The sequence below is a fragment of the Falsiroseomonas oleicola genome, from assembly GCF_019029495.1.
Classification (GTDB): domain Bacteria; phylum Pseudomonadota; class Alphaproteobacteria; order Acetobacterales; family Acetobacteraceae; genus Falsiroseomonas; species Falsiroseomonas oleicola.
This window is the reverse complement of the sequence record NZ_JAERQM010000004.1, coordinates 535,283-561,974: the sequence shown is the minus strand read 5'-3', so window position 1 is coordinate 561,974 and position 26,692 is coordinate 535,283. Positions and strand designations below refer to the sequence as shown.

Genomic DNA, 26,692 nt, shown 5'->3' with positions numbered 1-26,692 from the left:
TGGTGTCCGGAAACGGCAGGGTTCAGGTGTCGCAGCCGAATCCTATTGCCGTTCAACGGCTTGCACCATGTCCGCCAACCCTGATGAATTTTCCGGGCTAGCAGGCCAATCGCTGAGGTGAGCCAGTTGAAGGCTCGCGACGGGTCCACCGTTTGCTTCGTCTGCTTCTGCTACCAATGAACCCAGGTAGCGAGTGCACTGCGACGCATACTGCACGGAATGAGTCGCCAGGAGACCCGTAAGAAGCGTTACCGCCGAGCGGTGGCAATCGCTCAAACCGCAGCTCCATGTGAATTCGAAAAGGTGATCGCCCGTATCGGTGGGTACGATAGTGCGCCCCATCACGTCGATCTCGAAACGCCTACCATCAAGGAGCGTCACCCATTCAACACTGCGCTCAGGGGATACGGCCAGATTACTCATTGGCTGCCTCCGGCAATTTGGTTGCAATCTCCTTCGCCAGCTGCTCGCCCAGCTGATCCGCCTTCCGGCGGAGATGCCGCACCGCATAGCGCGCGCCCATAGCCGAGTTCTTACTCCAGCCCTGAAGGATGTTTCTTGCTTGCATCTCCTGTTCGACCGGCATCCGCTTTTCAGGCGACTGGCGGTCAATCAACTCGCTGAAGCGATCATTCCAATGTCTGCGGACCGAATGAGGGGTGAGGTTTTTGGACACACCGGGGATGGAGACTCTGATGGTTTCGAAGACACGGTTGACTGCGCGGCAGCTGAGCTGGGTTCCATTCTCCGCCGTGAACAGGAAACCGCGACGCCGAGCTGCCTGAGGTAGCCCCGCCCAGTGCTCAGCAATGAAGCGATCGAAGAGTTCTGCGGCCTGTGCGCTGATCGGGACCTCTCGCAGCAGGGTTTTTGATTTGCTGATGAACAACCGGCGTGATGCGAACGTGACATGCTTGACCTGGACCGTGACGATCTCCTCCCGTCGCCCGCCGGTCGAAAGGTAGAGGTGCCACATCAACTGGTTGCGGGCCCGAATGAATTTGGACTTGAATGGGTTCTGAGGCGCCTCAGGCAGTAGCGCCGCAGACACGAGGTCAACGACGTTTTGCGGGACCCCTTCCAGTGCCTCGTCGGGATTAGACTCTGACTTCAGGCCTTTCCGCCGCTGCCGGAGCTGTGCGACGACCTTCCTTCCAGTCTCCTGGAGACTCTGGATCTCGGGTCGGTTGCGGTCGCTGTAGCTAAGACGATGCTCAAGGAGCCATTCGACGTAGTCGGCGACGTACCCGATGCGGGCCGCCACCTCCGCGGCAGAGGCGCTGCGCGCCTGTACGTCACGCTTGGCTGGGCGTGGCCGAAACTGCTCAAGCCCAACAACCTTCCTGGATGGCTTCGCGGCCTCAGACGCCAGATGGTTCGCCCTGACTTGAGCTCCAACGTCCAAAGTCAGGTGATCAGCGATGGCTTCGGCGTCGGCAGGCGTAATGAACGCCCCGTGGCGGATATCGGCGTCGAGGTCGCGCGCCTTCGCGCTGGCCCAAGCACGGGCCATCCCAATGGCCTTGAGCGCATGGAACCGGGTGCTTGCCGCCTTGCCGGTCTTCATATAGCGACAGGTGATGAAGACTGCGGGATAGAAAGCTGGTCCACCCCCCTCGTCAATCAGGAGGACCTGCTCGCTACCTGATCGCCCGAGGAAGCGACGAGCCTGGAAGGGCAAAGGGCTTCGCCCCCCGACCCATGGCATCAATGCCACGTCGCCAGAGGCTAGAACTGGAGCTCCAAAGTTCGACATCAGTTGACACCGTCAAAAATATACCAGTCTATCACACTATACGAAGATTACGAAATCGCAAGCGTGAATCGCACTGATGTGGCTGGCTCAGATTTGGATTATTACGGGGCGTGGGCTTAGCTCTGGCTTAATGGGCGCTCCATCGTGATCCGTCTGTGGGTCGGGTCGCGCTCGCTCCGGGCATGACAAGGGCCGTGTTGCGGAGGTCAGTGGTCGAGACCACAGCGCGTGTTTTCGCAGCGTGCGGTTCGTGCAGGGGCTGGCCGTCAAGCTGCCTATCGCGACATCAGGCTGTCGCAGAAGGTGGTGCGGAAGCTTCTGCGGTCCGGCACGACGGCATTCAGCGATGAATGGCCAGCGGTCGATGCCAGAGTTCGGCAGGTGGCAAGCCGCGCTGAAACGTCTGCCGGAACAAGATGCCGGGCCTGCCAGCCGAGGCTGACGCTGAGGCGGCTGTCCGAGGCGCAGAGCTTTGGCTAGGCGGACGGCTCAAACGTCGTGCGGCGGGATGCGGGGATATGGTTGCATTCCCGCACCGGGACAGCAGTCAAAGGCCCTTTGTGCTCAGATCCGCGCCGGGCGCTGCCTGGCCGCTCGGTGGGAGCCCCGAGGAACTACTGACCGCCAGCACCACAGTGTCGGCGAACAGCCGGACGTGTTGGGCGGGCCCAGCCGACCACATCAATGCGCGTCCGCCTCATGCGCAACAGCGGCAACGGTGATTCCGGCGACGGGAGCTTGCAGTTCAGGAACTGCGCCTACACCGAGCAGCGAGCCGTCGCCGCGCCGTGGTCGTGCTCCCCGCAGCCGTAGGCGGAGGGGAGCACGACCACGGCTTGCATCAGGGCGAACAACTGGCGGAACTGATCAGGCCAGTTCAACGGCCATCTTGCGTGCAGGATCAAGGGTTTGGCCTGCACAACGGAAAGTTTCCGATTTCGGCTACGTCTCTACATAGCCGTTTTCACCGCAACCGTCGGTTTCCGCTTAGAAGCCGCATAAAGCTCTGTAAATACGTGATAAATCGCGGGGAAGTTTCCGGATTCCCATAGGGTCCCACTACTCCACCGTCACGCTCTTCGCCAGGTTGCGCGGCTGGTCCACATCCGTACCCTTCAGCACGGCCACGTGATAGGCCAGCACCTGCACCGGGATGGCGTGCAGGATCGGCGCGGCGAAGGGGTGCACCGTCGGAAGCACGATCACCCTTTCGGCAAAGCGCCTCAGCGCCTTGGCGCCCACTGCATCGGTGAAGGCCATGATCCGCCCACCCCGCGCCGCCGCTTCCTGAAGGTTCGAGGCCGTCTTCTCGAATAGCGGGCCGGAGGGACACAGCGCGATCACCGGCACGTCCTTGTCGATCAGCGCGATGGGGCCGTGCTTCATCTCCCCGGCCGCATAACCCTCCGCATGGATGTAGGAGAGTTCCTTCAGCTTCAGCGCGCCTTCCATGGCGATGGGCATCATCGCGCCACGGCCCAGGAACAGCACGTCCCGCGCCTGCGCCACCTCCGCCGCCATGGCGCGGATTTCCGCGTCCTGTTCCAGGATCAAGGCGGCATGGCCCGGCACCTCGGTCAGGGTATTGGCCAGCAGCCGCGCCGTCGCCTCATCCAATGTGCCGCGCGCCCGGCCGAAACCGATCGCCAGGCAGGCCAGCAAGGCGAGCTGCGCGGTGAAGGCCTTGGTCGAGGCGACGCCGATCTCCGGCCCCGCGACGGTCAACAGCGCGCCGTCACTCTCCCGCGCCATGCTGCTTTCCGGCACGTTCACCACGGACAGCACCTTCTGGCCGCCCTGTTGCAGCAGCCGCAGCGCCGCCATGGTGTCCGCCGTCTCGCCGGACTGGGAGACGAGGATGGCGCCGCCACCCTCGGAGAAGGGCGGTTCGCGGTAGCGCAATTCGCTGGCGACATCGGCATCCACCGGAATGCGGGCCAGTTGCTCGATCCAGTAGCGGCCGACCTGCGCCGCCAGGAAGGCACTGCCGCAGGCGGACATGGTCAGGCGCGGCACCACCGCCGGGTCGAAGGGCAACGGCGGCAGGGCCACGGCGCGGGTGCCGGGGTCGAGATACTGCTGCAAGGTGTCACCCAGCACCGCCGGATGCTCATGCAGCTCCTTTTCCATGAAATGCCGAAAATTGCCCTTTCCGACGGCGGCGCCGGAGATGGCGGTCAGCCGCACCTGGCGCTGCACCGGACGATCCTCGGAATCGAAGAAATCCGCGCCGGTGTCGGAGACGACCGCCCAGTCGCCCTCCTCCAGATAGGCGATGCGCCGCGTCATCGGCGCGAGCGCCAGGGCGTCGGAGCCCACGAACATCTCGTTGTCGCCAAAGCCGATGGCCAAAGGCGCGCCCTGCCGGGCCGCGATCAGCTTGCGCGGATGCCCGGCGAACATCATGGCCAGCGCGAAGGCGCCATGCACACGCTTGAGGGCGCGCGAGGCCGCCTGCTCCGGCGTCGCGCCCTGTTGCAGATGCCAGTCGACCAGCCGGGCAAACGTCTCGGTATCGGTCTCGGTCTCGAAATCCTGGCCCTGCGCCTCCAGCTCCAGGCGCAGTTCGGCGTGGTTCTCGATGATGCCGTTATGCACCACGCTGACCCGCGCCGTGCCATGCGGATGCGCGTTGCGCTCCACCGGGGCGCCATGCGTCGCCCAGCGGGTGTGGCCGATGCCGGTGGTGCCGGGCAGCGGCATCTGGTCCAGCACGATGGCCAGGTTGGCCAGCTTGCCCTCGGCCCGGCGGCGCTCGATATGGCCATTCACCAGCGTCGCCACGCCGGCGCTGTCATAGCCGCGATATTCCAGGCGGCGCAGCGCCTCCAGCAGCCTTGGCGCGGCGTCTTCCCGCCCGACGACTCCGACGATCCCGCACATCAGGCCTTCCCTCCCTTGCCGCGAAAGCCGCGTCCCGGCTTGTTGGCCTGGCGGCCACGCGCGATGGCCAGGGCATCGTCCGGCACATCCTCGGTAATCACGCTGCCGGCCGCGACCAGCGCCCGCGCGCCGACCCGCACCGGCGCGACAAGGGCGGAGTCGGAGCCGATGAAGGCCCCGGCGCCGATCTCGGTCCGATGCTTGTTCACGCCATCATAATTGCAGGTGATGGTACCCGCGCCGATATTCGCGCCCGCGCCGATGGTGGCATCGCCCAGATAGCTGAGGTGGTTGGCCTTGGCCCCCTCCCCCAGCACGGTGGCCTTCAGCTCCACGAAATTGCCGACATGGGCGGCGCGTTCCACCAGCGTGCCGGGCCGCAGCCGGGCGAAGGGGCCAATCACCGCGCCGTTGCGCACGATGCAGCCTTCCAGATGGCTGAAGGCGCGGATCTCGACCTCATCCTCCACCACCACGCCGGGGCCGAAGACGACATTCGGGCCGATGGTGACGTCCTGGCCGAGCTGGGTGTCGAAGGCGAAGGTCACGCTGTCCGGCTGGATCAGCGTCGCGCCCCCTGCCATCGCCGCCGCCCGCAGCCGCGCCTGGACGGAGGCCTCCGCCGCCGCAAGCTCCGCACGGCTGTTGATGCCGCGAAGCTCGGCTTCCGGCGCCTCGATGGCGACCACGCGCTGGCCATCCTGGCGGGCCAGGGCGACCGCATCGGTCAGGTAGTATTCGCCCTTGGCGTTGTCGTTGCGGATCGCCCGCAGCCAGCCGAACAGTTTTGACGCGGGTGCGCAGATCACGCCGGCATTGCAGAGGCCGACCTCGCGCTCCGCCGGCGTCGCATCCGCCCATTCGACCACGCGCTGCACATCGCCGGTCGCGTCCGTCAGCACCCGGCCATAGCGGCCCGGATCGACCGGCCGCATCGCCACCAGCGCCAGACCTGCCTCGCCACGCGCCGCGGCCAGGCGGCGCAGCGTCTCCGGCGTGATGAGCGGATTGTCGGCGTAGAGCACCGCCACATCGCCCGCGAAATCCTCCAGCAGCGCGGCCGCCTGCAGGGCCGCATGGCCGGTGCCCAGCCGGTCCACCTGCACCACCACCGGATGCGGCGCGGCGATGCGCTCCAGCTCCGGCATATCGGGGCCGATGACCACCACGGCGCGGTCGAAGACCTCGGTGGCGGCGGCGAGGATGTGCCGCAGCATCGGCCGGGCGGCGATCGGGTGCAGGGCCTTGGGCTGGCGGGACCGCATGCGGGTACCGAGGCCTGCGGCAAGAATCACGGCGGCTGTGCTCATGCCCCCGGGTAGTCCGAGCGCCCGTCGCGCCGCAAGGTGCCATCGGTCAACTCGCATTGCCGCAGGTAACGAGGCCGGCTTGCCGCGCAGGCCGGCCCGGCTTATCGGGGGCCATGCAACCGATCGCCGTCTTCGACCTCGATGGCACGCTGGTGGACAGCGCGCCCGATCTCCACGCCGCGCTGGACCGCCTGATGGCGCAGCGCGACCTGCCCGGCTTCACCCGGCCGGAGGTCGTGGCGATGATCGGCGATGGCGCCAAGGCCCTGGTGGAAAAGGCCCTGGCCGCGCGTGGCCAGGCCTTCGACCCGGCGGCGCTGGACTCCTTCCTGGTCGATTACGGCGCGCATGCCGTGGTGGAGACCGCGCCCTTCGAGGGCATCCGCCAGGTCGTGGAGAGCCTCGCCGCCGATGGCTGGCGGCTGGCGGTCTGCACCAACAAGCCGGTCGTGCCCGCCGTGACGCTGCTGCGGGAACTCGGGCTGGAATCGGCCTTCGCCACCATCGGCGGCGGCGACACCTATCCCACCCGCAAGCCCGATCCGGGCCATCTGCTCGGCACCCTGCGCGATGCCGGCGGCACGCCCGAAAGCGCGGTGATGATCGGCGACCACCATAACGACATGGCCGCCGCCCAGGGCGCCGGGGTGCGGGCGATCTTCGCCGGCTGGGGCTATGGCCCGCGCGCCATGGCCGGCACAGCGCCGATCGCGGAACGCCCCTCCGACCTTCCTGCGCTACTGGCTGCGCTGCGCCACGGTTGAGGATTCCGCCGTCAGCAGCACGGCGGTCGCACTTCCGAACCAGCGGCTTTCCATCTCGATCCGCACCGGAATCGGCGGCGCGCCGGCATAGGGCGCCGCGATCCAGGCCGTGCCGCGCTGCGGCGCCGCCGCCTGGTCCCGCCGCTGGTCGCGCATGAAGCCGGAAACCAGTCGTCCCTCGAAGCCGCAGCGCAGCGCCTGGCCGTGCCAGGCGGCGCGCCAGGGGCGAATCACCTCCTGCCCCCCATTCCGGCTGATGAAGTCGCTGCGCCGCCTTCCGTCGAAGACCGGCGCCTGCCCCTCGCAGCTTCCCGTGGTGGCCACGGCGCGGGAAAGGAGCGCCATGGCGGAGAGCGAGTCGATGGTGCCCAGGCGGTCAGCCTCCGGCACCGCCTCCCTTTCCTCGTCATTGGGCGGCACCAGCGCCTGGATGACCGGATTGCCGCCCTCCCACCCCAGGTCGATCAGCCGCGGGCGTCCGCGCCAGACGCCTTCCGCGCGGAAACTGCTGGGCCGCGCCGCATCCCCCCGCCAGGTGCCGACGGCGCGGGAGGTCTGCTCGCCGGGCACGAAGGCGGCGGCGATGCCGCGGGTGCGCAGCCGCGTTTCCACGCGATAGCCCTGCGGCGAGATGTCGAAGATGGCTTCGAGCTGCAGGATCGTCATGCCCGCCGCATAGACATCATAGGTCGCGCGGATCGGCTGTGCCTGCGCCGGGGCGGCCAGCGGGGCCAGGGCCAGAAGGCCGGCCAGGATCACGGGGCTTGCTTGCATGGCGGTGGATATCGTGTGGCACGCGCCACTTCCAAGACATCCCTCGCTTGACACTCCACCTGCCCCGATCTAATTCCGCGCTCCCGGGATGGGCGCGTAGCTCAGCGGTAGAGCATTCGCTTCACACGCGAAGGGTCACAGGTTCAATCCCTGTCGCGCCCACCATCCCGGGCTCTCCTCCAGTCGATTTCGCACGATGCGCCGGAGGAGCCTTCGCCCCTCCGACACCTCATGTCTGTCCGACTGGCTCAGTTCGCCGGTGCGGCCGGCGGCGGGCCGCCGCGCTCACCCGGGCCGCGATGCTCGCCCGGGCCACGGTGCTGGTGCTGGCCATGGCGCGGACCGCGATGGCGCGGGCGCACTTCCTCCCGCGTCAGCGCGCCGTCGCTGTTCACGTCGCGGGCGCGGAACATCGCCTCGGCGAAGGGCCGGATTTCCTCCAGCGTCACCTTGCCATCGGCATTCGCATCCAGCGCCCGGAACATGGTGGCACCGTGCTGCTGCGCGCCGCGACGCTGGCCGCGGTTGCCCATGCGGGCCTGGGCATAGGCCTGCATCTCCTCCACCGTCACGCCGCCATCGCGGTCGGCATCGACCTCCTGGAAGCGGGCCTGCAGCCAGGCCCAGCCCTCGTCGCGGCTGACGCGGCCGTCATTGTTCGCATCGGCCCGGGCGAAGGCCTCCCCCATCGCGAAGCCGCGGGCGGGCGGGCCGCCCGGGCCAGCGCCGGGGGCCGGCTGGGCGAGCGCCGGCAGCGCGACCGCTGCGAGGGTCATGGCGGCACCGGCGAACAGGGCGATCCTCATCGACGTCATCTTGCTTCTCCTCGTGGCCGAACCAATCGCCGGCCGCAGGAGGAAGATGGGCACCCCATGCAACAGGGGCGTGTCGAAGCACGCCACTTCGCGTGAGGAAGCGTAACGCGCCGTAGCAGGAGTTGATCAGCCGCGCGGCGGTGTCCCCGCCTCGCCCAGGTCCCACCAGATGCCGGCGAAACTGGCGATGCCTTCCCGCGCCGCGGAGATCAGCATGTGCTCATCCGGCCCATGCTGCTTGCAGCCATTGTAGCTGTGCGGAATCCAGACCAGCGGCACGCCGAGATGATCGACGAAGACATCGCCGGGCAGCCCGCCCGAGCTCGCCGGGATGATCTGCACCCGCTTGCCGAGGGTCCGCGCCATGGAGTCCTGCGTCCATCCCACCCAGGGGTGGTCCGGCGCGGTCCGGCTGGCGGGCATGCGGATGCCGGGGTTCACGATCTGCACATCCGCCAGCCCATGGGCATCCAGATGCGCGCGCAGGGCCGGTTCGAAGACCGTCGGCGCGGTGTCCACCGTGTAGCGGATCTGGCAAAAGGCCGTGGCTTCCGGCGCCACGGCATTCACCGGGTTCTCCGGACGGCCGGACAGCATGGCCAGCACGATGAAGCTGTTCCAGCCATAGATCTTCTCGGCCGAGGTCAGGCCGGGCTCGCCCCAATGCGCGTCGATCGTCGCCGCGCCGTCGCCGCCGCCCACCGGGCAGCCTTCCAGCACCTTCTTCACCGGCGCCGGCACGCCACCCGCCGGCAGCCAGCCGCGCACCAGGATCTTGCCGTCATGATCCATGATGGTGGCCAGCGCATGCGACAGGCGGATCGCGGGGTCGGTCGTCAGCCCGCCCCAATGGCCGGAATGCACGCCACCCTCGCGCAGCTTCACCCGCAGTTCGAAATGGAAGGTGCCGCGCGTGCCGGTGGCGATGGTCGGCACACCGGGCTCCACCCGCGGCCCGTCGGAGGCGATCAGCGCATCCGCCGCCAGTTCCTGCGCATGGCCGGCGATGAATTCGCGCAGGCCCTTGGAGCCACGCTCCTCCGCCGTCTCGATCACCAGCTTCACATTGGCGCCGAGCTTGCCGCCGCGCTCCGCCAGCACCGCCTCCAGCGCCGCCAGGTTCAGGGCGTGCTGGCCCTTGTTGTCGGCGGTGCCGCGGCCGTACCAGCGGCCATCCTCCCGCGTCAGCTTCCAGGGCGAGAGGCCGGCGCGCCACTGGTCCTCCAGCCCGCGCACCGTGTCGCCATGGCCGTAGAGAAGCACGGTCGGGCGGGCCGGGTCCTCGATCCGCTGGGCGGTCAGGATGGGGCCGAAGCCGGGCAGCGGGTTGGGCGAGATGGTGACCGCGAAGCCCATCCGCTCCAGCCAGGGGCGCATCGCGGTGTCGAGATAGGCCACCAGCCCCGGGGCGCCGGACTCCTCCTGCGAGGTGGAGGGGATGGCGACGAGCTCCGCCAGCAGTCCCTCGAACCCACCCTCATCGAAGAAGGTCAAGGCGCGTCCAACCGCGCCGTCCCGTGTCGCCATCAGCCCAGCTTCCCTATCCAAAGGCGGCGCAAGATGGCGGAGCAGCCGGGCTCTGTCCAACCGCCTATCGTGTTGTCGCCGGTGCCGCGCCGACCGGACCGGCGCCGGGTGTGGCGCCGCCGAGCAGCGCGGCGGCGACCAACGGCAGAAGCGCCGGAAGAATCGCGGCGAGACCGGCCGCCGATGCGGCCACCGGAGCCGGCGCAAGCGCCGGCAATGGCGCAGGCTCGGCGCCGGGGGCCAGGGAACGCGGCGCCACTGCGACCGCCTCCCCTGCGCCCACCGTCTGGCGCTGCAGGGTCTGGCCCGGCAGGGCACCGGGGGCCGCGCAGAACAGCAAGGCCAGAAGCAGGGCGCGGCGCATCCTTACCTCCTCAGCGCCCGAGCATGTGGCGCGCGATGATGACCCGCATGATCTCGTTGGTGCCTTCCAGGATCCGGTGCACGCGCAGGTCCCGCACGATCTTCTCGACGCCGTATTCCGCGAGGTAGCCATAGCCGCCGAGCAGTTGCAGCGCCTCATCCGCCACGCGCGATCCGGTATCGGTGGCGAAGCGCTTGGCCATGGCGCAGAAGGCGGGGGCGTCCGCCGCGCCGGCATCCAGCTTGGCGCAGGCGCGCCACAGCAGCGTGCGCGCGGCCTCCAGCTCCGTCGCCATGTCGGCCAGGCGGAACTGCGTCGCCTGGAATTTCGCCACGGCCTGGCCGAAGGCGTGGCGTTCCTTCACATGCGCGATGGCGATATCGAGCGCCCGCTGCGCGCCGCCCAGGCTGCAGGCGCCGATATTCAGCCGCCCGCCATCCAGCCCGCCCATGGCGATGCGAAAGCCCTCACCCTCCGCGCCCAGCAGCGCCTCCGCCGGCACATGGGCGCCCGCGAAAATCACCTGGCGGGTGGGCTGGGCATTCCAGCCCATCTTCTTCTCATTCGGGCCGAAGGACAGGCCCTCGATCCCCTTCGGCACCAGCAGGGCCGAAACGCCACCCGCACCCGGCCCGCCGGTCCGCACCATGGTGAGATAGAGGTCGGAGGTGCCGGCGCCGCTGATGAACTGTTTTGTTCCTTCCAGCACATAGCCGGCATTGTCGCGTGTCGCGCGCGTGGCCAGCGCCGCCGCGTCGCTGCCGGCATCGGGCTCGGTCAGGCAATAGCTGGCGATGGCCTGCATCGGGATGAGGCGCGGCAGCCAGGCCTCCCGCTGCGCCGGCGTGCCGTGGCGATCGACCATCCAGGCGACCATGTTGTGGATGGACAGGAAGGCGGAGATGGTCGGGCAGCCGGTTGCCAGCGCCTCGAACACCACCGCCGCATCCAGCCGCGTCAGCCCGGCGCCGCCGCTTTCCTCCCGCACGTAGAGCGCCGCCATGCCGAGCGCCGCGGCCTCCCGCAGCACATCGACCGGGAAATGCCGCTGCTGGTCCCAGTCCAGGGCGTTCGGCGCCAGCCTGTCGCGGGCGAAGGCGAGCGCCGTGTCGCGCAGGGCGCGCGTTGCCTCGGGCAGTTCAAAGACCGCCGTTTCATCGGCCATGTGATATCCTCCCCGCCGCGACTATAGGCCCGCGCTGATCTCCTGCCAGCGCTGCCGCACCCGCGCCAGGTTGCGCGCCTTGACCGGCCCGAAGCCCTTGATCCCTTCCGCCGCCTCCGCCCATTCACAGGCGGCCGCGTGGTTGTCGGCCGAGAGGCGCGGCAGCAGCGCCAGGATGGTGTCGCGATACTCTGCGAACAGCGCCCGCTCCATCCGCCGCTCCTCGCTGCGTCCGAAGGGATCGAGGGGCGTGAAGCGCAGCGCCTTGCCGTGCCGCAGCAGCCCCATGGCGCGCAGCATCCAGGGACCGAAGCGGCGCTTGCGCGGCAGGCCGGTATTGGGGTCCTCGGCCGAGAGCAAAGGCGGCGCCAGGTTCATCTCGATGCGGGGCGTGCCGACGAAGGTGGAGGCCAGGGTGGCGCGCCATTCCGGCAGGCTGTGCAGGCGCGCGACCTCATATTCGTCCTTGAAGGCCATCAGCCGGTGCAACTGTCGCGCCACCGCGCCGGCAAGCCGCGTCTCGCCCGGCAGCACCGCGCTCTCCGCCGCCCGCACCTGCGCCACCACATTCGCATAGCGCCGGGCATAGGCGGCATTCTGGTAGTCGGTGAGATCGGCCACGCAGCGCGCGATCATCCCATCCAGCGTTTCCACGACCGGCGCATGCGCATTGCGCGTTTCCAAAGCCGCCTGCCGGCCCAGCGTGAAGGCGCTGAGGTTCCGCTCCACCTGCGCGCCATTCAGCGTGATCGCCTGGCGCAGCGCGGCCTCACTGACCGGCACCAGGCCGCGCTGGAAGGCCAGACCCAGCAGCCAGACATTGAGGAAGATGGCATCGCCAAGTTCCGCCACGACCTCGGAGGCCGCGGGCAGTGCCGTCATGTCGCGGCAGACCGCGGCGAGGTTGGCCAGCATCGCCTCCGGCGCATAGCGCGTCGCGGTGTCGCGCACGAATTGCGCGGTGGGCGACAGGTCGGCATTGACCACGGCGGCCGTCCGCCCCGGCCCCAGCATCGGCCGCGCACTGCGCCCATGCGCCACCACCATGTCGGAGGCCAGCAGCAGATCCGCCTGGCCAGCACCGATCCGCGGCGCCGGAATGCTCTCCTCCGTCGTGCCGACCTCACCGATGCGCAGTTGCACGAAGACGCCGCCGCCCTTCTGCGCGAAGCCGAGCGTATCGACGGAGCGCGAGGGCCGGCCATCCAGATGCGCGGCCATGGCGAGGATGGCGCCCAGCGCCGTCACCCCCTGCCCGCCGACGCCCGCCACCAGCACGTTCCAGGCCACGCCATCGACCAGCGCCGGCAGCACCGGGTCCGGCAGCGCGCCCGCCGGCGCCGCCACCGGCTTCGGCCGCGCCAGCTCCGCACCGACCAGGGTGACGAAGGAGGGGCAGAAGGCCTGGACGCAGGACAGGTCCTGGTTGCAGGCGGATTGGTCGATGCGGCGCTTGCGGCCCCAGGGCGTCGCCAGCGGCTCCACCGCGATGCAGTTGGAAACCCGCGAACATTCGCCGCAGTCCTCGCAGACCCGCGGATTGATGACGGCGCGACGCTCGGCCAGCGCCGCCGTGCCGCGCTTGCGCTTGCGGCGGCGCTCGGTGGCGCATTCCTGGTCGTAGATCAGCGCGGTGACGCCGGGCTGTTCGCGCAGGCTGCGCTGCACGGCGTCCAGCTCGCTGCGATGATGGAAGCCGATGCCGGCGGGCAGCATGGGGTCGCCGCGATGCCGGTCGGGGTCGTCGGCAACGATCTCGATCCGCTCCACACCCTCCGCGCGCAGCTGGGCGGCGATGCGGGGCACGGTGAACTCGCCCTCCACATGCTGGCCGCCGGTCATAGCGACGGCGGAATTCACCAGCACCTTGAAGGTGATGTTCGCCTTCGCCGCGACCACCGCGCGCAAGGCGAGGCTGCCGGAATGCGCCCAGGTGCCGTCGCCGATATTCGCGAAGATGTGCGGCGTGTCGGTGAAGCCCATCTGGCCGAGCCAGGGCACGCCCTCCCCGCCCATCTGGGTGAAGGGCAGGCTTTCGCGCTCCGGCATCTTGGTGACCAGCCAGTGGCAGCCGATGCCGGCCAGGCCCTGCGAGCCCTCCGGCAGGCGGGTCGAGGTATTGTGCGGGCAGCCGGGGCAGAAGAAGGGATCGCGGGCGGAAAGCGGTTCCGTCGCCTGGCGGTCCAGCGCCTCCAATTCCCGCAGCCGGGCCGCCATCGCCTCCGTCCGCAGATCCTCCGGCAGGATCGGCGCCAGGGCACGGAGGATCTGGGCGCTGTCAAGCTCGGCCAAATCCGACAGCAGCGGCGCGCCCTGCTCGTCGCGCTTGCCGAGGATGCGGGGCGGCTGCGCCACGCCATACAGCGCATCACGAAGCTGGGTTTCCAGGAAGGCGCGGCGGTCCTCGATGACCAGGATCTGCTCCAGCCCCCGGGCGAAGGCGCGCGCGCCCTCGGCATCCAGCGGCCAGGCGAGGCCCACCTTCCAGATCCGCAGCCCGTGCCGCCGCGCCATCTCCGGGGTGATGCCGCATTCCGCCAGCACCTGGCGCAGCGTGGCGAAGGCCTTGCCGCGCACCGCGATGCCAAGCCGCGCCTGCGGGCTGTCCATGACGATGCGGTCGAGGCCATTGGCGCGGGCAAAGGCCAGCGCCGCCGGCAGCTTGTACTGCCGCAGCCGCCTTTCCTGCATCAGCGCCGGATCGGGCAGGCGGATGGAGAGGCCATCCGCCGGCCGCAGGAAGTCGCCCGGTTCCTGCGTCGCGTAGCGGGCGAGGTCGATGCGCAGGGTCTGGCTGGCATCCATGGTCTCGGCGACGCATTTCAGCCCGGTCCAGAGGCCGGCATAGCGGGACAGGGCGATGCCCTTCAGCCCGAATTCCAGCACCTCCGCCACCTCGCCGGGGTCGAGCAGGGGGATTTCCAGGTCCTGGAAGGTGAATTCGCAGCCCGAGGTGACCGTGGAGGATTTGGCGGAAGGATCGTCGCCGGACAGCGCCAGTACCCCGCCGCGCGGCGCGGTGCCGGCGGAATTGGCGTGGCGCATCACATCACCGCTGCGGTCGAGCCCCGGCCCCTTGCCGTACCAGATGCCGAAGACGCCGTCATAGCGCGCGCCCGCCGCCAGCCCGACCTGCTGCGTGCCCCAAACGGCAGTCGCCGCCAGATCCTCATTCAGCCCGGGCTGGAAGACGGTATGCGCCTGCTTCAGCCGCGCCGCCTGCCGCCCGAGTTCCAGGTCGTAGCCGCCCAGCGGGGAGCCACGATAGCCGCTGATGAAGCCGGCGGTGTTCCAGCCCATGGCGAGGTCGATCTCGCGCCGCAGCATCGGCAGCCGGACCAGCGCCTGGATGCCGGTGAGCAGCACCGGCTCCCCGGCCAGGTTCCAGCGGTCTTCCAGCGTCACTTCGGGACGTTGCAGGCTGCCCATCCGCATTTCCCCATCAGGTTCCAGACCGTGGAAAGGATGGACCGATTGCACAAGGGAGCATTTTTCGAATTCTGTTGTGCAGCGCCGAAGAAACAGCAGAAGCTGCCGCCATGGACGCCATCGACAAACGAATCCTCCGCGCCCTGTCCCGCAAGGGCCGGCTGACCAATGCCGAGCTGGCGGAGGAGGTGGGGCTCTCCGCCTCCCCCTGCTGGACCCGGGTGCGACGGTTGGAACAGGCCGGGGTGATCCGCGGCTATGCCGCCATCCTGGACCAGGCGGCGCTCGGCCTGCCGGACACGGTGTTCATCGAGGTGATGATGGAACGCCATGACGAGGACAGCCTGCGCCGCTTCGAGGAGGCGGTGCAGGCGATTCCGGAGGTGCTGGAATGCCACCTCGTCACCGGCGAATACGACTTCATGATCAAGGCGGCGGTCGGCGGCACCGTGGGCTATGAGCGGTTGCTGCGCGACCGCCTGTACCGCCTGCCCGGCATCCGCCACACCCGCAGCAGCTTCACGCTGCGCTGCCTGAAGCAGGAGCTGTCGCCGATGCCTTGATGGGCAACATCAAGTCGGCGGACCGGTCACTTGACCGGTCCGAGCGGCCGCCCGGCGTCTGATGGCAGCCCAGAAAATCAATGCTGCCCGGCATCCTTGGCGTCGAAATGCTGCTTCAGCAGCATCAGCCCGAACAGTACCCCGAAGGCGAACAGCGCCAGGCCGAAATAGGACAGGCTGGCTTCCTGCGCCGCCGCGGCCGCGGCCAGGCCGGTGAGCGAGATGAGGGCGGAGAGAATCATGAAGTAGATCACGGCTTGGAGTCCTTCCTGGGAAGATCGTCGAACAGGATGCGGGCGGCGGCACCATCCAGATCCTCGTATTGGCGGCTGCGCAGCGTCCAGAGGAACAGCGCCAGCCCCAAAAGGCCGAGGAGGAGGGCGATGGGTACGAGCACGACGAGGGCGTTCATCAGACCGGCTCCTTCCCCGCGCGCAGGGCGTTGCAGATGACGATGATGGAGCTGCTCGCCATCACCAGCGCCGCGATCAGCGGGGTGACGAAACCAAGCACGGCGGCCGGCACCGCCACCACGTTATAGATCAAGCTGAAGGCGATATTCTGCCGCGCCAGCCGCTGCGCCCGGCGCGCGACGCGAATGGCATAGGGCAGCGCGCCCAGGCCCTCGCCACGCAGCACCAGGTCGGAGGCCGCCTGGGCGATGTCGGTGCCATTGGCGGGGCTGACCGAGACATGCGCCATGGCCAGCGCCGCCGCGTCATTGATGCCGTCGCCCACCATCAGCGGGCGGGCACCGGCGCCGCGCAGCGCCTCGATCCGCGCCGCCTTGTCGGCCGGCGTCGCCCGGGCCTGCCAGGGGCCGATGCCGGTCACCTCGGCGGCGTCCTCCACCGTGGCGGGGGCGTCGCCGGAGAGCAGCTCCGTCCGCAGGCCCAGGGCCTGGATCGCGGCGACGACGCGGCCCGAATCCTCGCGCAGTTGGTCCTGAAAGCGGAAGGCGATGGGCGGCTGGCCGGGCAGGCTGAGCCAGAGGCTCATCCCGGAATCCGGCGCCTCCACCACGCCGCAGAAGGCGGCGCTGCCGAGGCGGACATCGCCGCGCCGCAGGCCGCTGCCGGGCACTTCCACCACCTGATCCAGCGCCGGCGCCTCCGGACAGGCACGGACCACGGCCTGGGCCAGCGGATGGCGGCTGCTGCGCGCCAGGGAGGCGGCGAGCCGCAGCATCGCCGGGTCCAGCGTCGCATCGGGCAGCAGGTCCGGATGGCCCTCCGACAGGGTGCCGGTCTTGTCCAGCACCGCATGGTCGGCACTCGCCAGCCGTTCCAGCGCGGTGGGCGAGGCAACCAGCACGCCGCGCCGGAACAGGGCGCCCACGGCCGCGACCTGCACCGCCGGCACAGCGATGGCGAGGCCGCAGGGGCAGGTGACGATCAGCGCCGCGACCGCCGGCACCAGCGCCGCCTGCCAGCTGACGCCCACCCCCAGCCACCAGCCGAGGAAGGTGGCGAAGGCGACCGTGTGGATGATCGGCACGTAGAAGCGCGCGGCGCGATCGGCGATGGAGACGAAGCGCCCCCTGCCCTGCTCCGCGCGTTCCAGAAGCCGACCGAGGGCGGCGAGCGAACCGTCCTTCAGCGCCGCCGTCACCCGCATCCGGAAGCCGGCGCCCATATTCACGGAACCGGCGGCCAGGATCTCCCCGGCCGGAAGTCGGCGCGGCACGGATTCGCCCGTGGTGGCGCCGAGATCGAGCACCACCTCCTCCACCGCCACGCCATCCAGCCGCAGCCGGTCGCCGCTGGCGACCAGAAGCCAGTCCCCGGCATGGATGCTCTCCGCCGGCACGGATCGGGTGGTGCCATCGGCGCAGAGCAGCGCGACCGTGCCGTCCTGCAAGGCCAGCAACTCCGCCACCGCCTGCCGCGCCCGGCGCCGCATGCCGCGATCCAGCACCCGCCCCGCCAGCAGCAGGGCCAGCAGCGCCGTGGCACCGTCGAACCAGGTATAGGGGCCGTTCCGGAACGCCTCGCTGAGGCTCATCAGCGTGGTGGCGATGACGCCCAGCGACACCGCGAGGTCCATATTGCCACGCCTGGCGCGCAGCGAATCCCAGGCCGAGCGGTAGAAGGGCATGCCGGCGACCAGCACGGTGGGCAGGCCGATCAGCGCCGCCAGCCAGTGCATCAGCGCCCGCGTCTGCTCCCCCATATCGCCGCCGACCCAGACGGCGATGGAGACCAGCATGACGTTCATCGAGCCGAAGGCGGCGATGCCGAGTGCGCGCAGCAGCGCCTGCCCCTCCGCATCCTCCGTCGCCCGCAGGCAGGCCGGCGACCAGGGCGCAACGCGAAAGCCCAGCCGCGCCACCAGCGCCACCAGGTCCCGCGCGCGTTCGGCCGGGCCGCGCCAGACCACCGTCAGGCGCCGCGCGCTGAGACTGGCCCGCGCGCGCAACACATCCGGCTCCGCCGCCAGCGCCTGTTCCACCAGCCAGACGCAGGCACCGCAGGTCAGGCCGCTGACCATCAGCTCCAGCCGCTGCGTGCCATCGGCCTGGGCGACGGCCAGCGTCGCCGCATCGAAGGCGGGCGGTGCCTCCGGCGGGCGCAGCGTGCCCGCGGCGGTGTCCTGGCGACGATAGAAGGCGTCGAGCCCCAGGCCGCGCACCAGGGCATGCGCCCCGTTGCAGCCGGCGCAGCAGAAGGCGCCCTGGCCGGGTGCCAGCGGCGTGCCGCAATGCGCGCAATGCGCCCGGGACAGGCCGATCGGCGCCGGCTGAAACCGTTCCCGGATCGCCGGTTCGCTGCTCATGGCGCGATCAGCCGCTGGCGGATGTCGAACGTCTCGCCGCCCTCGGCCCGCAGCAGCAGGCGGGCTTCCCATTGGCCCGGCAGCGCGGGTGCGGCCGGGGCCTCGAAGCGACCCGCGCTACGCTGCTGGAAGGTCAGCGGTTCCTCGATTCCCTGCAGCGGCCGCAGCAGCACCCCCTCCAGCGCACCCGCCACCGGCACGCCGGCGCGATCGAGGACGATGACCTTCACCATCCCCTGGGTCAGCGCCACCTCCGCCTGCCACCCCAGCGCCTGCTGCCGCGCCGCTTCCGCCAGCACCTGGTTGTAGGTACGGCCACGATCGAAGGACTTGCCGACGGTGACGCCGGTGAAGGTGGTCAGTGCAGCCCAGACCAGGCCGAAATTGACCACGACGACCAGCAGCATGCCGCCGACAAAGACCCAGGGGATCCAGCGGCCGCGCCGCGGATCGTAATTCATCGTCGTCTCGTTCATGGCCTTGGCCCCAGGAAGACGCTGTGGCTGGAGGCGACGACATGGCCGCGCGCATCCAGCAGGCGGAAGGTGACATCCATGCTCTCCCGCGCCGGCAGGCCCTCGGGCCGCGTGACCAGCACGCGCCATTGGGTGATGCCATCCGGGCGGGTGGTGACACCGAAGCGGTTGTCGCCCATCGCCACACCCTCCTGCACCGCCACCTGCAGGGGCTGGGGGGCGAGGAGTTCGAGCGTCAGGGTCGAGACGTCGCGATCCTTGTTGGCGATCTTCAGCGTATAGCCATTGCGCACGGCGCCATCGGAGAGCGTGACGAACAGCGGCGCACGGTCGCGCAGCACGGACAGGGTGACCGTCTCGCGCAGCAGGAAGGCGCCGAGCATCACCGCCATCACCGCGGCCAGCATCGCCGCATAGAGCATGGTGCGCGGCCGGACGAAACGCGGCACGCGGCGCGCGGCCATGCCGGTGGAACAGCGCGCGGGGCTCGGCGGAATCGCCTTCGCCGCCGCGGTGCTGGCCGCGAGATTGGCCAGCGTCTCGAAGGCCACCAGCCCCCGGGGGCGATCCAGGCGCGTCATGATGTCGTCGCAGGCATCGATGCAGAGGCCGCAGCCGATGCATTCCAACTGCTGCCCGTCGCGGATGTCGATGCCGGTGGGGCAGACATTGACGCAGGCGCGGCAATCGACGCAGTCGCCGGCCCCCGTATCCTTCGCCTTGCCGCGAGGTTCCCCGCGCCAGTCGCGATAGGTCACGACAAGGGAGTTCTCATCCAGCATCGCGGCCTGGAAGCGCGGCCAGGGGCACATATAGGTGCAGACCTGCTCCCGCGCCCAGCCGGCCAGCAGATAGGTGGTGCCGGAGAACAGGGCGAAGAAGAAATAGACCTCCAGCGAGGCGCGGCCGGTCAGCAATTCCCAGGTCACTGTCGGGGCGTCGTTGAAATACATGATCCAGGCGCCACCGGTCGCCGCCGCGATCAGCAGCCAGGCGACATGCGTGCTGGCCTTCTTGCGGAACTTCTCCAGCGACCAGGGCGCCTTGTCGAGGCGCATGCGTTCATTCCGATCGCCCTGGATCAGCCGCTCGACCCACATGAACAGGTCGGTCCAGACCGTTTGCGGGCAGGCGAAGCCGCACCAGACGCGGCCGAACAGGCTGGTCGCCACGAACAGCCCGATGGCGGCGAGCACCAGCAGGCCCGTCAGGAAATACACCTCCTGCGGCCAGATCTCGATGAAGAAGAAGAACAGGCGGCCGTTGCCGATATCGACCAGCACGGCCTGGTCCGGCGCGCCCGGGCCACGGTCCCACCGCAGCCAGGGCACGAGGTAGTAGGCCGCGAGACACAGGATGAGCACCACCCACTTGGCGCGCCGCACCGGACCGCTGACCGCCTTGGGATAGACCTGCTGGCGGCTGGCATAGAGCGACGGCGTAGCCGCCGGGGCTTCGCTTGTGGGACGCAGCCGGTCCTTGGGCTGGATGGTGCTCATGACACGTGATCCGCCTTTCAGTTCTCGCCGCCGCCAAGGGCATGGACATAGACGGCGAGCATGTTGATGACGGCCGCATCCAGCCGGGGACCCCAGGCCGGCATCACGCCGCTGCGGCTATAGGCGATGGACCGCACGATGGACGGCTTGTCGCCGCCATAGAGCCAGATGCGGTCCGACAGGCGCGGCGCGCCGACATCGCGATTGCCCTCGCCGGCTTCGCCATGGCAGGCGGCGCAGTTCTCGGTGAAGAGAGTCGCGCCGCGCTCCGCCGCCGCCGCATCCGTCGCGCGCCCGGTCAGGGACAGGACGAATTCGGCGGTGTCGTTCACCTGCGGCAGCGTCAGCACGCCATCGGCCAGGAAGCGCGGCATCATGCTGATGCGTTCGGAGTCGCTTTCGCCGGCGCGGATGCCATGCGCGATGGTCTCGCGGATCGCGTCGTGGCTGCCGCCCCAGATCCAGTCGTCATCGGCGAGCGAAGGAAAGCCGCCCACCGCGCCCTGGCCACCGGCGCCGTGGCAGCCGGCGCAGTTGTTGGCGAAGGCGATGCGGCCACCGGCGATGGCGAAGTTGCGCAGTTCCGGATCGTCCGCGATCTGCTGCGGCGTCGCGCTGCGGATGCGCGCCATCATCGGCTCGCGCCGCGCCTCCGCCTCCCGCACCGTATCCACCACCGCTTCGCGCGCGATCCAGCCGGACAGGCCGGTGGCGCCCTGGAAGGGGAAGGCCGGATAGATCACCACCCAGACGGCGGCGAAGGCGATGCAGGCGTAGAAGGTATAGAGCCACCACCTCGGCAGCGGCGTGTTCAGCTCCTGGATCCCGTCCCACACATGGCCGGTGGTCTCGGTGCCGGTGAGGCTGTCCTTCTCGATCTTGGTCGGCATGATGGGACTCCTCAGCGCTGGCGGTCGGAGGGATTTTCGCGGAAGGGAATCTGCCCCTGCCGCTCGAAATCCTGCTTCCGGCCAGGCGCCAGGACGCGCAGCAGGATTCCGATGAAAAGAACGAAGAACCAGACCACCCAGAGGGTGGAGAAGATCGGCTGCAGGGCGACGAGGTCCATGATGCTGTTCCTCACTGCTGCCGGACTTGCTCGGGCGTCACGTCGCTGAAGCGGACGAGCGTGCCGAGCATCTGCAGATAGGCGACCAGCGCATCCATCTCCGTCACCACGGCCGCATTGCCGTCGAAGGTGCCCTGGCGGGCGCGGGCGTAGCGGCTGCTGAAGCCGGAGCCATCCAGGTCGGGCCTGGCCTGCGCCTCAAGGTCGGCGCGGGCATTGGCGATCATCTCCGGCGTATAGGGCACGCCCACGGCCGCCTGCGCCCGCAGATGATCGGCGATGTCGCGGGTGTTCAGCGGACGATCGAGGAAGGCATAGGGCGGCATCACACTCTCCGGCACCACCGCGCGCGGGCTGCGCAGATGCGCGGCGTGCCAGTCATCCGAATAGCGGCCGCCGACGCGCGCCAGGTCGGGCCCGGTGCGCTTCGAGCCCCATTGGAACGGGTGGTCGTACATGCTCTCCGCAGCCAGGGAGTAGTTGCCGTAGCGCTCCAGCTCGTCGCGGAAGGGGCGCACCATCTGGCTGTGGCAGAGGTAGCAGCCCTCCCGCACATAGATGTTGCGGCCCGCCAGTTCGAGCGGGGTGTAGGGGCGGATGCCCTCCACACGCTCGATGGTGCTTTCCACCGTGAACAGCGGCACGATCTGGGCCAACCCGCCGATGGACACCGTGATGAGCGTCAGCACGCCCATCAGCAGCAGATTCTTCTCGATGAGTCCGTGATTGAACCAACGCATGACAGGACTCCTCACTCGGCGGGGGCGTGGGTGTAGGTGGCGACGGGCTCGGGCACCGGCGCGGTCTCGGTCAGCTCGTCGCTCGTCACCGTCTTCCACAGGTTGAAGACCATGATGAGCGCGCCGGTCAGGTACATCACGCCGCCCAGCATGCGGATGACGTAGTAGGGGTGCATCGCCGCAACGCTTTCGATGAAGGCGTATTGCAGGAAGCCCAGCTCGTCATAGGCGCGCCACATCAGGCCCTGGAGGATGCCGGAGACCCACATCGCGGTGATGTAGAGAACGATGCCGAGCGTCGCGATCCAGAAGTGCCAGGACACCAGCTTCTGGCTGTACAGCGCCTTCTTGTTCCACAGCTTCGGGAACAGCCAGTACAGCGCGCCGAAGGTGATGAAGCCGACCCAGCCCATGGCGCCGGAATGCACATGGCCGATGGTCCAGTCGGTGTAGTGCGACAGGGCGTTGACCGCCTTGATCGACATCACCGGACCTTCGAAGGTGGACATGCCGTAGAAACCGACGGCTGTGACGGAGAAGCGCAGGCCGGGATCGGTGCGCAGCTTGTCCCAGGCACCGGACAGCGTCATCAGGCCGTTGATCATGCCACCCCAGGACGGCATCCACAGCATGACGGAAAACACCATGCCCAGCGTCTGCGCCCAGTCAGGCAGCGCGGTGTAGTGCAGGTGGTGCGGGCCGGCCCAGATATAGAGGAAGATCAGCGACCAGAAGTGCACGATCGACAGGCGGTAGGAATAGACCGGCCGGTCGGCCTGCTTCGGGATGAAGTAGTACATCATGCCGAGGAAGCCGGCGGTCAGGAAGAAGCCCACCGCGTTGTGGCCATACCACCACTGGATCATCGCATCCTGCACGCCAGCCGCCAGGCCGTAGCTCTTGCCGTGCCCAAGCGTGATCGGCAGCGCCAGGTTGTTGACGATGTGCAGCATGGCAACGGTGACGATGAAGGCGAGGTAGAACCAGTTCGCCACATAGATGTGGGGCTCTTCCCGCTTCACGATCGTGCCGCCGAAGGCGATCAGGTAATGCACCCAGACCACGGTCAGCCAGATGTCCACGAACCACTCGGGTTCGGCATATTCCTTGCCCTGGGTCACGCCGAAGACGTAGCCGAGCGCGGCGGCGACGATGAAGAACTGGTAGCCCCAGAACAGGAACCAGGCCATCGGCTCGCCGCCGAACAGGCGGGCGCGGCAGGTGCGCTGCACGACATAAAGGCTGGTGCAGATCAGCGCATTGCCGCCGAAGGCGAAGATCACCGCGGAGGTATGGACCGGGCGCAGCCGACCGAAGGTCGTCCATTCCAGATCCAGGTTCAGCAGCGGCCAGGCGAGCTGAGAGGCGATCAGCACGCCCATCAGGAAGCCGACCACGCCCCAGAAGACGGTCGCGATTGCGAAGGCCCGTATCGGTGCCTCCACATAAGGCTCGTACCGCGTCACCGCGGCCGATCCTACTGGACTGGCGGCGTAGCCTGCTGCTGCCATGACAAAACTCTCCCCTCCGCACACCGGGGTCGCAATCTGGGCGGTGTGGTGGCGGCAGAAGACGTGATTCGGGACGCCACGTCCTTGATGCGGATCAATGGCGCGACGACGTCGGGTCGCTACCCTGGCCGCAGGGATGACAACCAGGAAAGCCGAGGCCAGCCAGATGGACGAGACCGCCGCATCAATGGCCCAAGCGCCATCGACACCCGCCATCGCCCCGGCAGCACCGGACAGGCCCTGGGCCTGGCTGGCCGCCGGCTGGCACGACCTGATGGCCATGCCGCATATCGGCTTCCTCTACGGTGGCGCCGTGGTGGTTGCCGGCTGGGTGCTGAGCGCGCTGCTGTTGAATATCGGCGTCGCCTGGGCGGTGCTTCCCGCCACCGCCGGCTTCTTCCTGGTGGCGCCGCTGATCGCCGCCGGACTTTATGAGGCCAGCCGGCGGCGCGAACGGGGCGAGCCGGTGTCGCTGGCGCTCTGCCTGCAGGGCTTCCGCCGCAACGGCCCGCAACTGGCCTTCATGGGCGTGGCGCTGCTGCTGCTGCATCTGTTCTGGGTGCGCGTGGCCGGGCTGCTCTTCGCCGTCTTCTTCGGGCTCGGATTCTCCCCGGCCATCGAGACGCTGCCCATGGCGCTGCTGCGGTCGGAAATGCTGCTGCCCTTCCTGATCATCGGCACCGGATTCGGCTTCGTCCTGGCCAGCGTCGCCTTCGCCATCTCCGCCGTCGCCATCCCGATGCTGGTCGATCGCGACATCTCGGCGATGGAGGCGATCGTCGTCTCGGTGCGGGTGACCTTGCTGAACTGGCGCGCCATGGCGCTCTGGGCCGGGTTGATCGTGGTCTTCACCGCCATGGCCCTGGTGCCGTTCTTCCTGGGCCTCGCTTTGGTCATGCCGCTGATCGGGCACGCCACATGGCATGCCTATCGCGATCTGGTGCGCTGATCAGAACAGGTTGATGTCGCTGGCGTGGATCTGCGACGGCGTCAGGCCGAGCATCAGCACGCTGCCCAGACCGATGGACAGCATGACCCCGCCATCGACCCCACGCATCGCCGCCAGGGCGGCGGCGGAGGAGGCATAGCTCGCGGCCGGCAGCAGCAGCCGGTCCTCGCCGGGTGTGAAATCCAGGATGACGTCGGCGCCCGCATTGACGTCCATCATGAAGCGGTCCGCCCCGCTGCCGCCGCCCAGCGTGTCATCGCCCAGCCCACCCCGCAGCGTATCCGCCCCAGCGCCGCCGAGCAGCAGATTGGGCAGCGCATTGCCGGTGACCTGGTTGGCCAGCTCATTGCCCTGGCCCATCAGCGCCGTGCCGAGCAGGACCAGATTCTCCACATTCGGCGGCAGGAGATAGCCCCCGCCGGCGAGCTGCGCCCAGACGGTGTCCGTGCCGCCATTGATCTCCTCGAGGATGACGTCGCCGCGGGAGTCGATGATGTAGAGATCATGGCCGGTGCCGCCGAACAGCCAGGAGTTCAGCCGGTCTCCCGCCGCCGCATCCAGCGTATCGGCCCCCTCTCCGCCCCGCAGCACGGATCCCGATCCGGGGCCGGCCCGCAGCAGGTCGTTGCCGGCCCCGCCCTGAAGGTCATCCGCGCCGAACCCGCCTTCCAGCGTGTCGTCGCCGCTGCCGCCATCCAGGCGGTCATCGCCATCGCCGCCGCGCAGAAGATCCGCGCCATCGCCGCCCATCAGCGTGTCGTTGCCGGCGCCACCCTCCAGCGTATCGGCACCGGCGCCGCCTGACAGCAGGTCGGCGCCCGCATCGCCCTGGAGCAGGTCATTGCCATCGCCGCCCGCGAGGCGGTCATTGCCATTGCCGCCCAGCAGCACGTCCGCACCCGAATGGCCGAACAGCCAGTCCGTGCCCTCGCCGCCGATCAGCGTATCGGCGCCGCCATCGCCGTACAGCACGTCATCGCCCGCCCCGCCATCGATCCAGTCGTCCTGATCGCCACCCCGAGCGGTGTCGGCACCGTCGCCGCCCAGGATGGTATCCGCCCCCGCATCGCCGTGCAGCGAGTCGGCGCCGGCCCCGCCATCCAGGAAGTCATTGCCGGCGCCGCCGATCAGGACGTTGCGTCCCTCATTGCCGTAGAGCGAATCGTTGCCCGCCAGGCCGGTCAGGGCGTGGTCCCCGCTGCCAGCCCGCAGCCGCAGGCGCTCGATCTCCGCGGGCATGGTCATGGACCAGCCCAGGACCAGCTCGTCGATGCCGCCGCCCGGGAGTTCCAGCCAGGTCTCATTCTGGTTGCGCAGCATGTAGACATCGTTGCCCGCGCCGCCGATCAGCCGGTTCGCGCCGGTGCCGCCGCCATCCAGCGTATCGGCGCCATCCCCGCCCACCAGCCGGTCGACCCCCGCGCCGCCCTGCAGCCAGTCATCGCCCGCATCGCCGAACAGGCTGTCGGCGCCGTCGCCGCCGCGGAGGATGTCGTTACCATTGCCGCCGCGCATGGTGTCGGCGCCCCCGCCGCCTTCCAGCGTGTCGTTGCCATCGCCACCGGTCAGGCTGTCGGCGCCGGCACCGGCGCGCATCAGGTCGTTGCCCGCATGGCCGAACATGGCGGTGGGCGCCGCGCCGCCGGTCAGCGTGTCGCCGAAGATGGTGCCGTCCTGGATGATGAAGGGCGACATCGGGCCGGGCTGGAGGATGGTGACGGGAACCAGGTGGCTGGAGATGTTCAGGCCGTCATCGGCCTCGATCATCACCTCGCGTACCGTGCCGCCCTCACGGATCAGGTCGACGCCGGGGCGGAGCCACAATTCATTGCCGATCATCTCGAACCGGGCCGAATCGGGCCAGGCGACGCGGTAAGTGATCGGCCCGCTGCTGTCGGGGTCGGTGGCCGTCAGGGTGCCGATGGGCGCGCCCACATCATTGGCCAGGACCGTGCCGCCGGACAGGAAGCGGACATCCTGCGGCGGCGTGTCGTCCAGATCGAGCAGCCGGACCGTGAAATGGCCCCCGGAGGCGATCCAGCCGGCCGATGTCCTGATGCTCACCGAAAAGCTGAAGCTGGCATTCGCCGGATAGGCCTCGGCATCCAGGGCCTGGAGCGGCGTGATGGTCATCAGCCGCCGGTCGGCATGGAAGGTCGCGGTGAACAGATTCGCATCGGTGCCATAGAGGCCGACCGAGAACACGCCCTCCGGGAACGTCAGATAGGCGACCCAGTCGCCACGTCGCGCATTCTCGTAGATCGTATCCGGTACCGTGCCGCTGAACGACACAGACATGCCTTGGCCCCATCCTGGTGCGGCG

At 68.9% G+C, this 26,692-nt stretch carries 23 protein-coding genes and 1 tRNA gene; 4 read left to right on the top strand and 20 right to left on the bottom strand.

The features are described from left to right. Positions 1–42: 42 nt before the first annotated feature. The 4 genes from JJQ90_RS16585 to glmU form a co-directional block, all read right to left on the bottom strand. Positions 43–423, bottom strand: a complete 381-nt coding sequence (locus tag JJQ90_RS16585; RefSeq protein WP_216877268.1) for a hypothetical protein — start codon at positions 421–423, stop codon at positions 43–45. Beyond that, entirely contained in the window at positions 416–1,567 is a 1,152-nt protein-coding gene (locus tag JJQ90_RS16580; RefSeq protein ID WP_216877265.1) for a site-specific integrase, read from the bottom strand. Before JJQ90_RS16580 ends, JJQ90_RS16585 begins: the two co-directional genes overlap by 8 nt. A gap of 1,248 nt (positions 1,568–2,815) precedes the next feature. Then, positions 2,816–4,639 carry a glutamine--fructose-6-phosphate transaminase (isomerizing) gene (glmS, locus tag JJQ90_RS16575; RefSeq protein ID WP_216877263.1) on the bottom strand — a complete coding sequence of 608 codons (1,824 nt, stop codon included), beginning with the start codon at positions 4,637–4,639 and terminating at the stop codon, positions 2,816–2,818. Continuing rightward, positions 4,639–5,949: a bifunctional UDP-N-acetylglucosamine diphosphorylase/glucosamine-1-phosphate N-acetyltransferase GlmU gene (gene glmU, locus JJQ90_RS16570; protein WP_216877261.1), complete on the bottom strand. Its 1,311-nt coding sequence runs from the start codon at positions 5,947–5,949 to the stop codon at positions 4,639–4,641. Before glmU ends, glmS begins: the two co-directional genes overlap by 1 nt. A 113-nt stretch (positions 5,950–6,062) precedes the next feature. Here glmU and JJQ90_RS16565 point away from each other — a divergent pair, with 113 nt between their 5' ends. Next, positions 6,063–6,713, top strand: coding sequence for an HAD family hydrolase (locus JJQ90_RS16565; RefSeq protein ID WP_216877259.1), 651 nt, complete (start codon positions 6,063–6,065; stop codon positions 6,711–6,713). On the opposite strand, the gene JJQ90_RS16560 is transcribed toward JJQ90_RS16565, so the two are convergent. Continuing rightward, complete coding sequence (locus JJQ90_RS16560; RefSeq protein ID WP_216877257.1) at positions 6,687–7,487, bottom strand: DUF3108 domain-containing protein; 801 nt, start codon at positions 7,485–7,487, stop codon at positions 6,687–6,689. The genes JJQ90_RS16565 and JJQ90_RS16560 overlap by 27 nt on opposite strands. 90 nt (positions 7,488–7,577) lie before the next feature. On the opposite strand from JJQ90_RS16560, the gene JJQ90_RS16555 reads away from it, so the two are divergent. Further along, a tRNA-Val gene (locus tag JJQ90_RS16555) sits at positions 7,578–7,652 on the top strand. An 83-nt stretch (positions 7,653–7,735) separates the two neighbouring features. Here the strand turns inward: JJQ90_RS16555 and JJQ90_RS16550 are convergent. The 5 genes from JJQ90_RS16550 to JJQ90_RS16530 form a co-directional block, all read right to left on the bottom strand. Next, positions 7,736–8,302: an EF-hand domain-containing protein gene (locus tag JJQ90_RS16550; protein WP_216877255.1), complete on the bottom strand. Its 567-nt coding sequence runs from the start codon at positions 8,300–8,302 to the stop codon at positions 7,736–7,738. A 126-nt stretch (positions 8,303–8,428) separates the two neighbouring features. Further along, positions 8,429–9,829, bottom strand: a complete 1,401-nt coding sequence (locus JJQ90_RS16545) for a M20/M25/M40 family metallo-hydrolase (RefSeq protein ID WP_216877253.1) — start codon at positions 9,827–9,829, stop codon at positions 8,429–8,431. Positions 9,830–9,893: 64 nt separating this feature from the next. After that, positions 9,894–10,193 carry a hypothetical protein gene (locus JJQ90_RS16540; protein ID WP_216877250.1) on the bottom strand — a complete coding sequence of 100 codons (300 nt, stop codon included), beginning with the start codon at positions 10,191–10,193 and terminating at the stop codon, positions 9,894–9,896. Positions 10,194–10,203: 10 nt separating this feature from the next. Further along, complete coding sequence (locus tag JJQ90_RS16535; RefSeq protein ID WP_216877248.1) at positions 10,204–11,358, bottom strand: acyl-CoA dehydrogenase family protein; 1,155 nt, start codon at positions 11,356–11,358, stop codon at positions 10,204–10,206. 21 nt (positions 11,359–11,379) lie between these two features. Beyond that, positions 11,380–14,787, bottom strand: a complete 3,408-nt coding sequence (locus tag JJQ90_RS16530; RefSeq protein ID WP_230410723.1) for an indolepyruvate ferredoxin oxidoreductase family protein — start codon at positions 14,785–14,787, stop codon at positions 11,380–11,382. 110 nt (positions 14,788–14,897) lie between these two features. Here JJQ90_RS16530 and JJQ90_RS16525 point away from each other — a divergent pair, with 110 nt between their 5' ends. Continuing rightward, the gene (locus tag JJQ90_RS16525; RefSeq protein WP_216877246.1) at positions 14,898–15,350 is read left to right on the top strand and encodes an Lrp/AsnC family transcriptional regulator; all 453 of its coding nucleotides are present in this window, start codon (positions 14,898–14,900) and stop codon (positions 15,348–15,350) included. Positions 15,351–15,427: 77 nt separating this feature from the next. Here JJQ90_RS16525 and JJQ90_RS16520 read toward each other — a convergent pair whose 3' ends face one another. Genes JJQ90_RS16520 through ccoN form a run of 9 tightly spaced genes read right to left on the bottom strand, consistent with a single transcriptional unit; the run spans position 15,428 to position 23,375 of the window. Next, positions 15,428–15,604 (bottom strand): hypothetical protein, encoded by a 177-nt coding sequence (locus JJQ90_RS16520; RefSeq protein ID WP_216877244.1) that lies wholly within the window; start codon positions 15,602–15,604, stop codon positions 15,428–15,430. Next, entirely contained in the window at positions 15,601–15,762 is a 162-nt protein-coding gene (gene ccoS / locus JJQ90_RS16515) for a cbb3-type cytochrome oxidase assembly protein CcoS (protein WP_216877242.1), read from the bottom strand. The genes JJQ90_RS16520 and ccoS overlap by 4 nt, the downstream gene beginning before the upstream one ends. Continuing rightward, the gene (locus JJQ90_RS16510; RefSeq protein WP_216877240.1) at positions 15,762–18,125 is read right to left on the bottom strand and encodes a heavy metal translocating P-type ATPase; all 2,364 of its coding nucleotides are present in this window, start codon (positions 18,123–18,125) and stop codon (positions 15,762–15,764) included. The genes ccoS and JJQ90_RS16510 overlap by 1 nt, the downstream gene beginning before the upstream one ends. Next, complete coding sequence (locus tag JJQ90_RS16505; RefSeq protein WP_216877238.1) at positions 18,122–18,601, bottom strand: FixH family protein; 480 nt, start codon at positions 18,599–18,601, stop codon at positions 18,122–18,124. Before JJQ90_RS16505 ends, JJQ90_RS16510 begins: the two co-directional genes overlap by 4 nt. Continuing rightward, positions 18,598–20,100, bottom strand: coding sequence for a cytochrome c oxidase accessory protein CcoG (gene ccoG, locus JJQ90_RS16500; protein WP_216877236.1), 1,503 nt, complete (start codon positions 20,098–20,100; stop codon positions 18,598–18,600). Before ccoG ends, JJQ90_RS16505 begins: the two co-directional genes overlap by 4 nt. Positions 20,101–20,117: 17 nt before the next feature. Further along, complete coding sequence (gene ccoP, locus JJQ90_RS16495; RefSeq protein ID WP_216877235.1) at positions 20,118–20,990, bottom strand: cytochrome-c oxidase, cbb3-type subunit III; 873 nt, start codon at positions 20,988–20,990, stop codon at positions 20,118–20,120. Between the two features lie 11 nt (positions 20,991–21,001). After that, the gene (locus JJQ90_RS16490; RefSeq protein WP_216877233.1) at positions 21,002–21,169 is read right to left on the bottom strand and encodes a cbb3-type cytochrome oxidase subunit 3; all 168 of its coding nucleotides are present in this window, start codon (positions 21,167–21,169) and stop codon (positions 21,002–21,004) included. A gap of 11 nt (positions 21,170–21,180) precedes the next feature. Continuing rightward, positions 21,181–21,909, bottom strand: coding sequence for a cytochrome-c oxidase, cbb3-type subunit II (gene ccoO, locus JJQ90_RS16485; RefSeq protein ID WP_216877231.1), 729 nt, complete (start codon positions 21,907–21,909; stop codon positions 21,181–21,183). Positions 21,910–21,920: 11 nt separating this feature from the next. Further along, positions 21,921–23,375, bottom strand: coding sequence for a cytochrome-c oxidase, cbb3-type subunit I (gene ccoN / locus JJQ90_RS16480; RefSeq protein ID WP_329959457.1), 1,455 nt, complete (start codon positions 23,373–23,375; stop codon positions 21,921–21,923). Between the two features lie 181 nt (positions 23,376–23,556). Here ccoN and JJQ90_RS16475 point away from each other — a divergent pair, with 181 nt between their 5' ends. Next, positions 23,557–24,369 (top strand): DUF2189 domain-containing protein, encoded by an 813-nt coding sequence (locus JJQ90_RS16475; RefSeq protein WP_216877227.1) that lies wholly within the window; start codon positions 23,557–23,559, stop codon positions 24,367–24,369. Here JJQ90_RS16475 and JJQ90_RS16470 read toward each other — a convergent pair whose 3' ends face one another. Beyond that, on the bottom strand, positions 24,370–26,667 hold the full coding sequence (locus JJQ90_RS16470) for a hypothetical protein (protein ID WP_216877225.1): 2,298 nt from the start codon (positions 26,665–26,667) through the stop codon (positions 24,370–24,372). It abuts the gene before it with no gap. Positions 26,668–26,692 lie beyond the last annotated feature (25 nt).

What these genes read in the sequence shown, in the direction of transcription:
- JJQ90_RS16510 (WP_216877240.1), bottom strand. Translation starts at nt 18,125, where the DNA reads ATGAGCAGCGAACCGGCGATCCGGGAACGGTTTCAGCCGGCGCCGATC.
- JJQ90_RS16525 (WP_216877246.1), top strand. Translation starts at nt 14,898, where the DNA reads ATGGACGCCATCGACAAACGAATCCTCCGCGCCCTGTCCCGCAAGGGC.
- JJQ90_RS16535 (WP_216877248.1), bottom strand. Translation starts at nt 11,358, where the DNA reads ATGGCCGATGAAACGGCGGTCTTTGAACTGCCCGAGGCAACGCGCGCC.
- JJQ90_RS16530 (WP_230410723.1), bottom strand. Translation starts at nt 14,787, where the DNA reads ATGGGCAGCCTGCAACGTCCCGAAGTGACGCTGGAAGACCGCTGGAAC.
- JJQ90_RS16580 (WP_216877265.1), bottom strand. Translation starts at nt 1,567, where the DNA reads ATGAAGACCGGCAAGGCGGCAAGCACCCGGTTCCATGCGCTCAAGGCC.
- JJQ90_RS16585 (WP_216877268.1), bottom strand. Translation starts at nt 423, where the DNA reads ATGAGTAATCTGGCCGTATCCCCTGAGCGCAGTGTTGAATGGGTGACG.
- glmS (WP_216877263.1), bottom strand. Translation starts at nt 4,639, where the DNA reads ATGTGCGGGATCGTCGGAGTCGTCGGGCGGGAAGACGCCGCGCCAAGG.
- JJQ90_RS16560 (WP_216877257.1), bottom strand. Translation starts at nt 7,487, where the DNA reads ATGCAAGCAAGCCCCGTGATCCTGGCCGGCCTTCTGGCCCTGGCCCCG.
- JJQ90_RS16490 (WP_216877233.1), bottom strand. Translation starts at nt 21,169, where the DNA reads ATGGACCTCGTCGCCCTGCAGCCGATCTTCTCCACCCTCTGGGTGGTC.
- JJQ90_RS16545 (WP_216877253.1), bottom strand. Translation starts at nt 9,829, where the DNA reads ATGGCGACACGGGACGGCGCGGTTGGACGCGCCTTGACCTTCTTCGAT.
- JJQ90_RS16470 (WP_216877225.1), bottom strand. Translation starts at nt 26,667, where the DNA reads ATGTCTGTGTCGTTCAGCGGCACGGTACCGGATACGATCTACGAGAAT.
- ccoS (WP_216877242.1), bottom strand. Translation starts at nt 15,762, where the DNA reads ATGAACGCCCTCGTCGTGCTCGTACCCATCGCCCTCCTCCTCGGCCTT.
- JJQ90_RS16540 (WP_216877250.1), bottom strand. Translation starts at nt 10,193, where the DNA reads ATGCGCCGCGCCCTGCTTCTGGCCTTGCTGTTCTGCGCGGCCCCCGGT.
- ccoP (WP_216877235.1), bottom strand. Translation starts at nt 20,990, where the DNA reads ATGCCGACCAAGATCGAGAAGGACAGCCTCACCGGCACCGAGACCACC.
- ccoO (WP_216877231.1), bottom strand. Translation starts at nt 21,909, where the DNA reads ATGCGTTGGTTCAATCACGGACTCATCGAGAAGAATCTGCTGCTGATG.
- JJQ90_RS16550 (WP_216877255.1), bottom strand. Translation starts at nt 8,302, where the DNA reads ATGACGTCGATGAGGATCGCCCTGTTCGCCGGTGCCGCCATGACCCTC.
- glmU (WP_216877261.1), bottom strand. Translation starts at nt 5,949, where the DNA reads ATGAGCACAGCCGCCGTGATTCTTGCCGCAGGCCTCGGTACCCGCATG.
- JJQ90_RS16505 (WP_216877238.1), bottom strand. Translation starts at nt 18,601, where the DNA reads ATGAACGAGACGACGATGAATTACGATCCGCGGCGCGGCCGCTGGATC.
- JJQ90_RS16475 (WP_216877227.1), top strand. Translation starts at nt 23,557, where the DNA reads ATGACAACCAGGAAAGCCGAGGCCAGCCAGATGGACGAGACCGCCGCA.
- JJQ90_RS16565 (WP_216877259.1), top strand. Translation starts at nt 6,063, where the DNA reads ATGCAACCGATCGCCGTCTTCGACCTCGATGGCACGCTGGTGGACAGC.
- ccoG (WP_216877236.1), bottom strand. Translation starts at nt 20,100, where the DNA reads ATGAGCACCATCCAGCCCAAGGACCGGCTGCGTCCCACAAGCGAAGCC.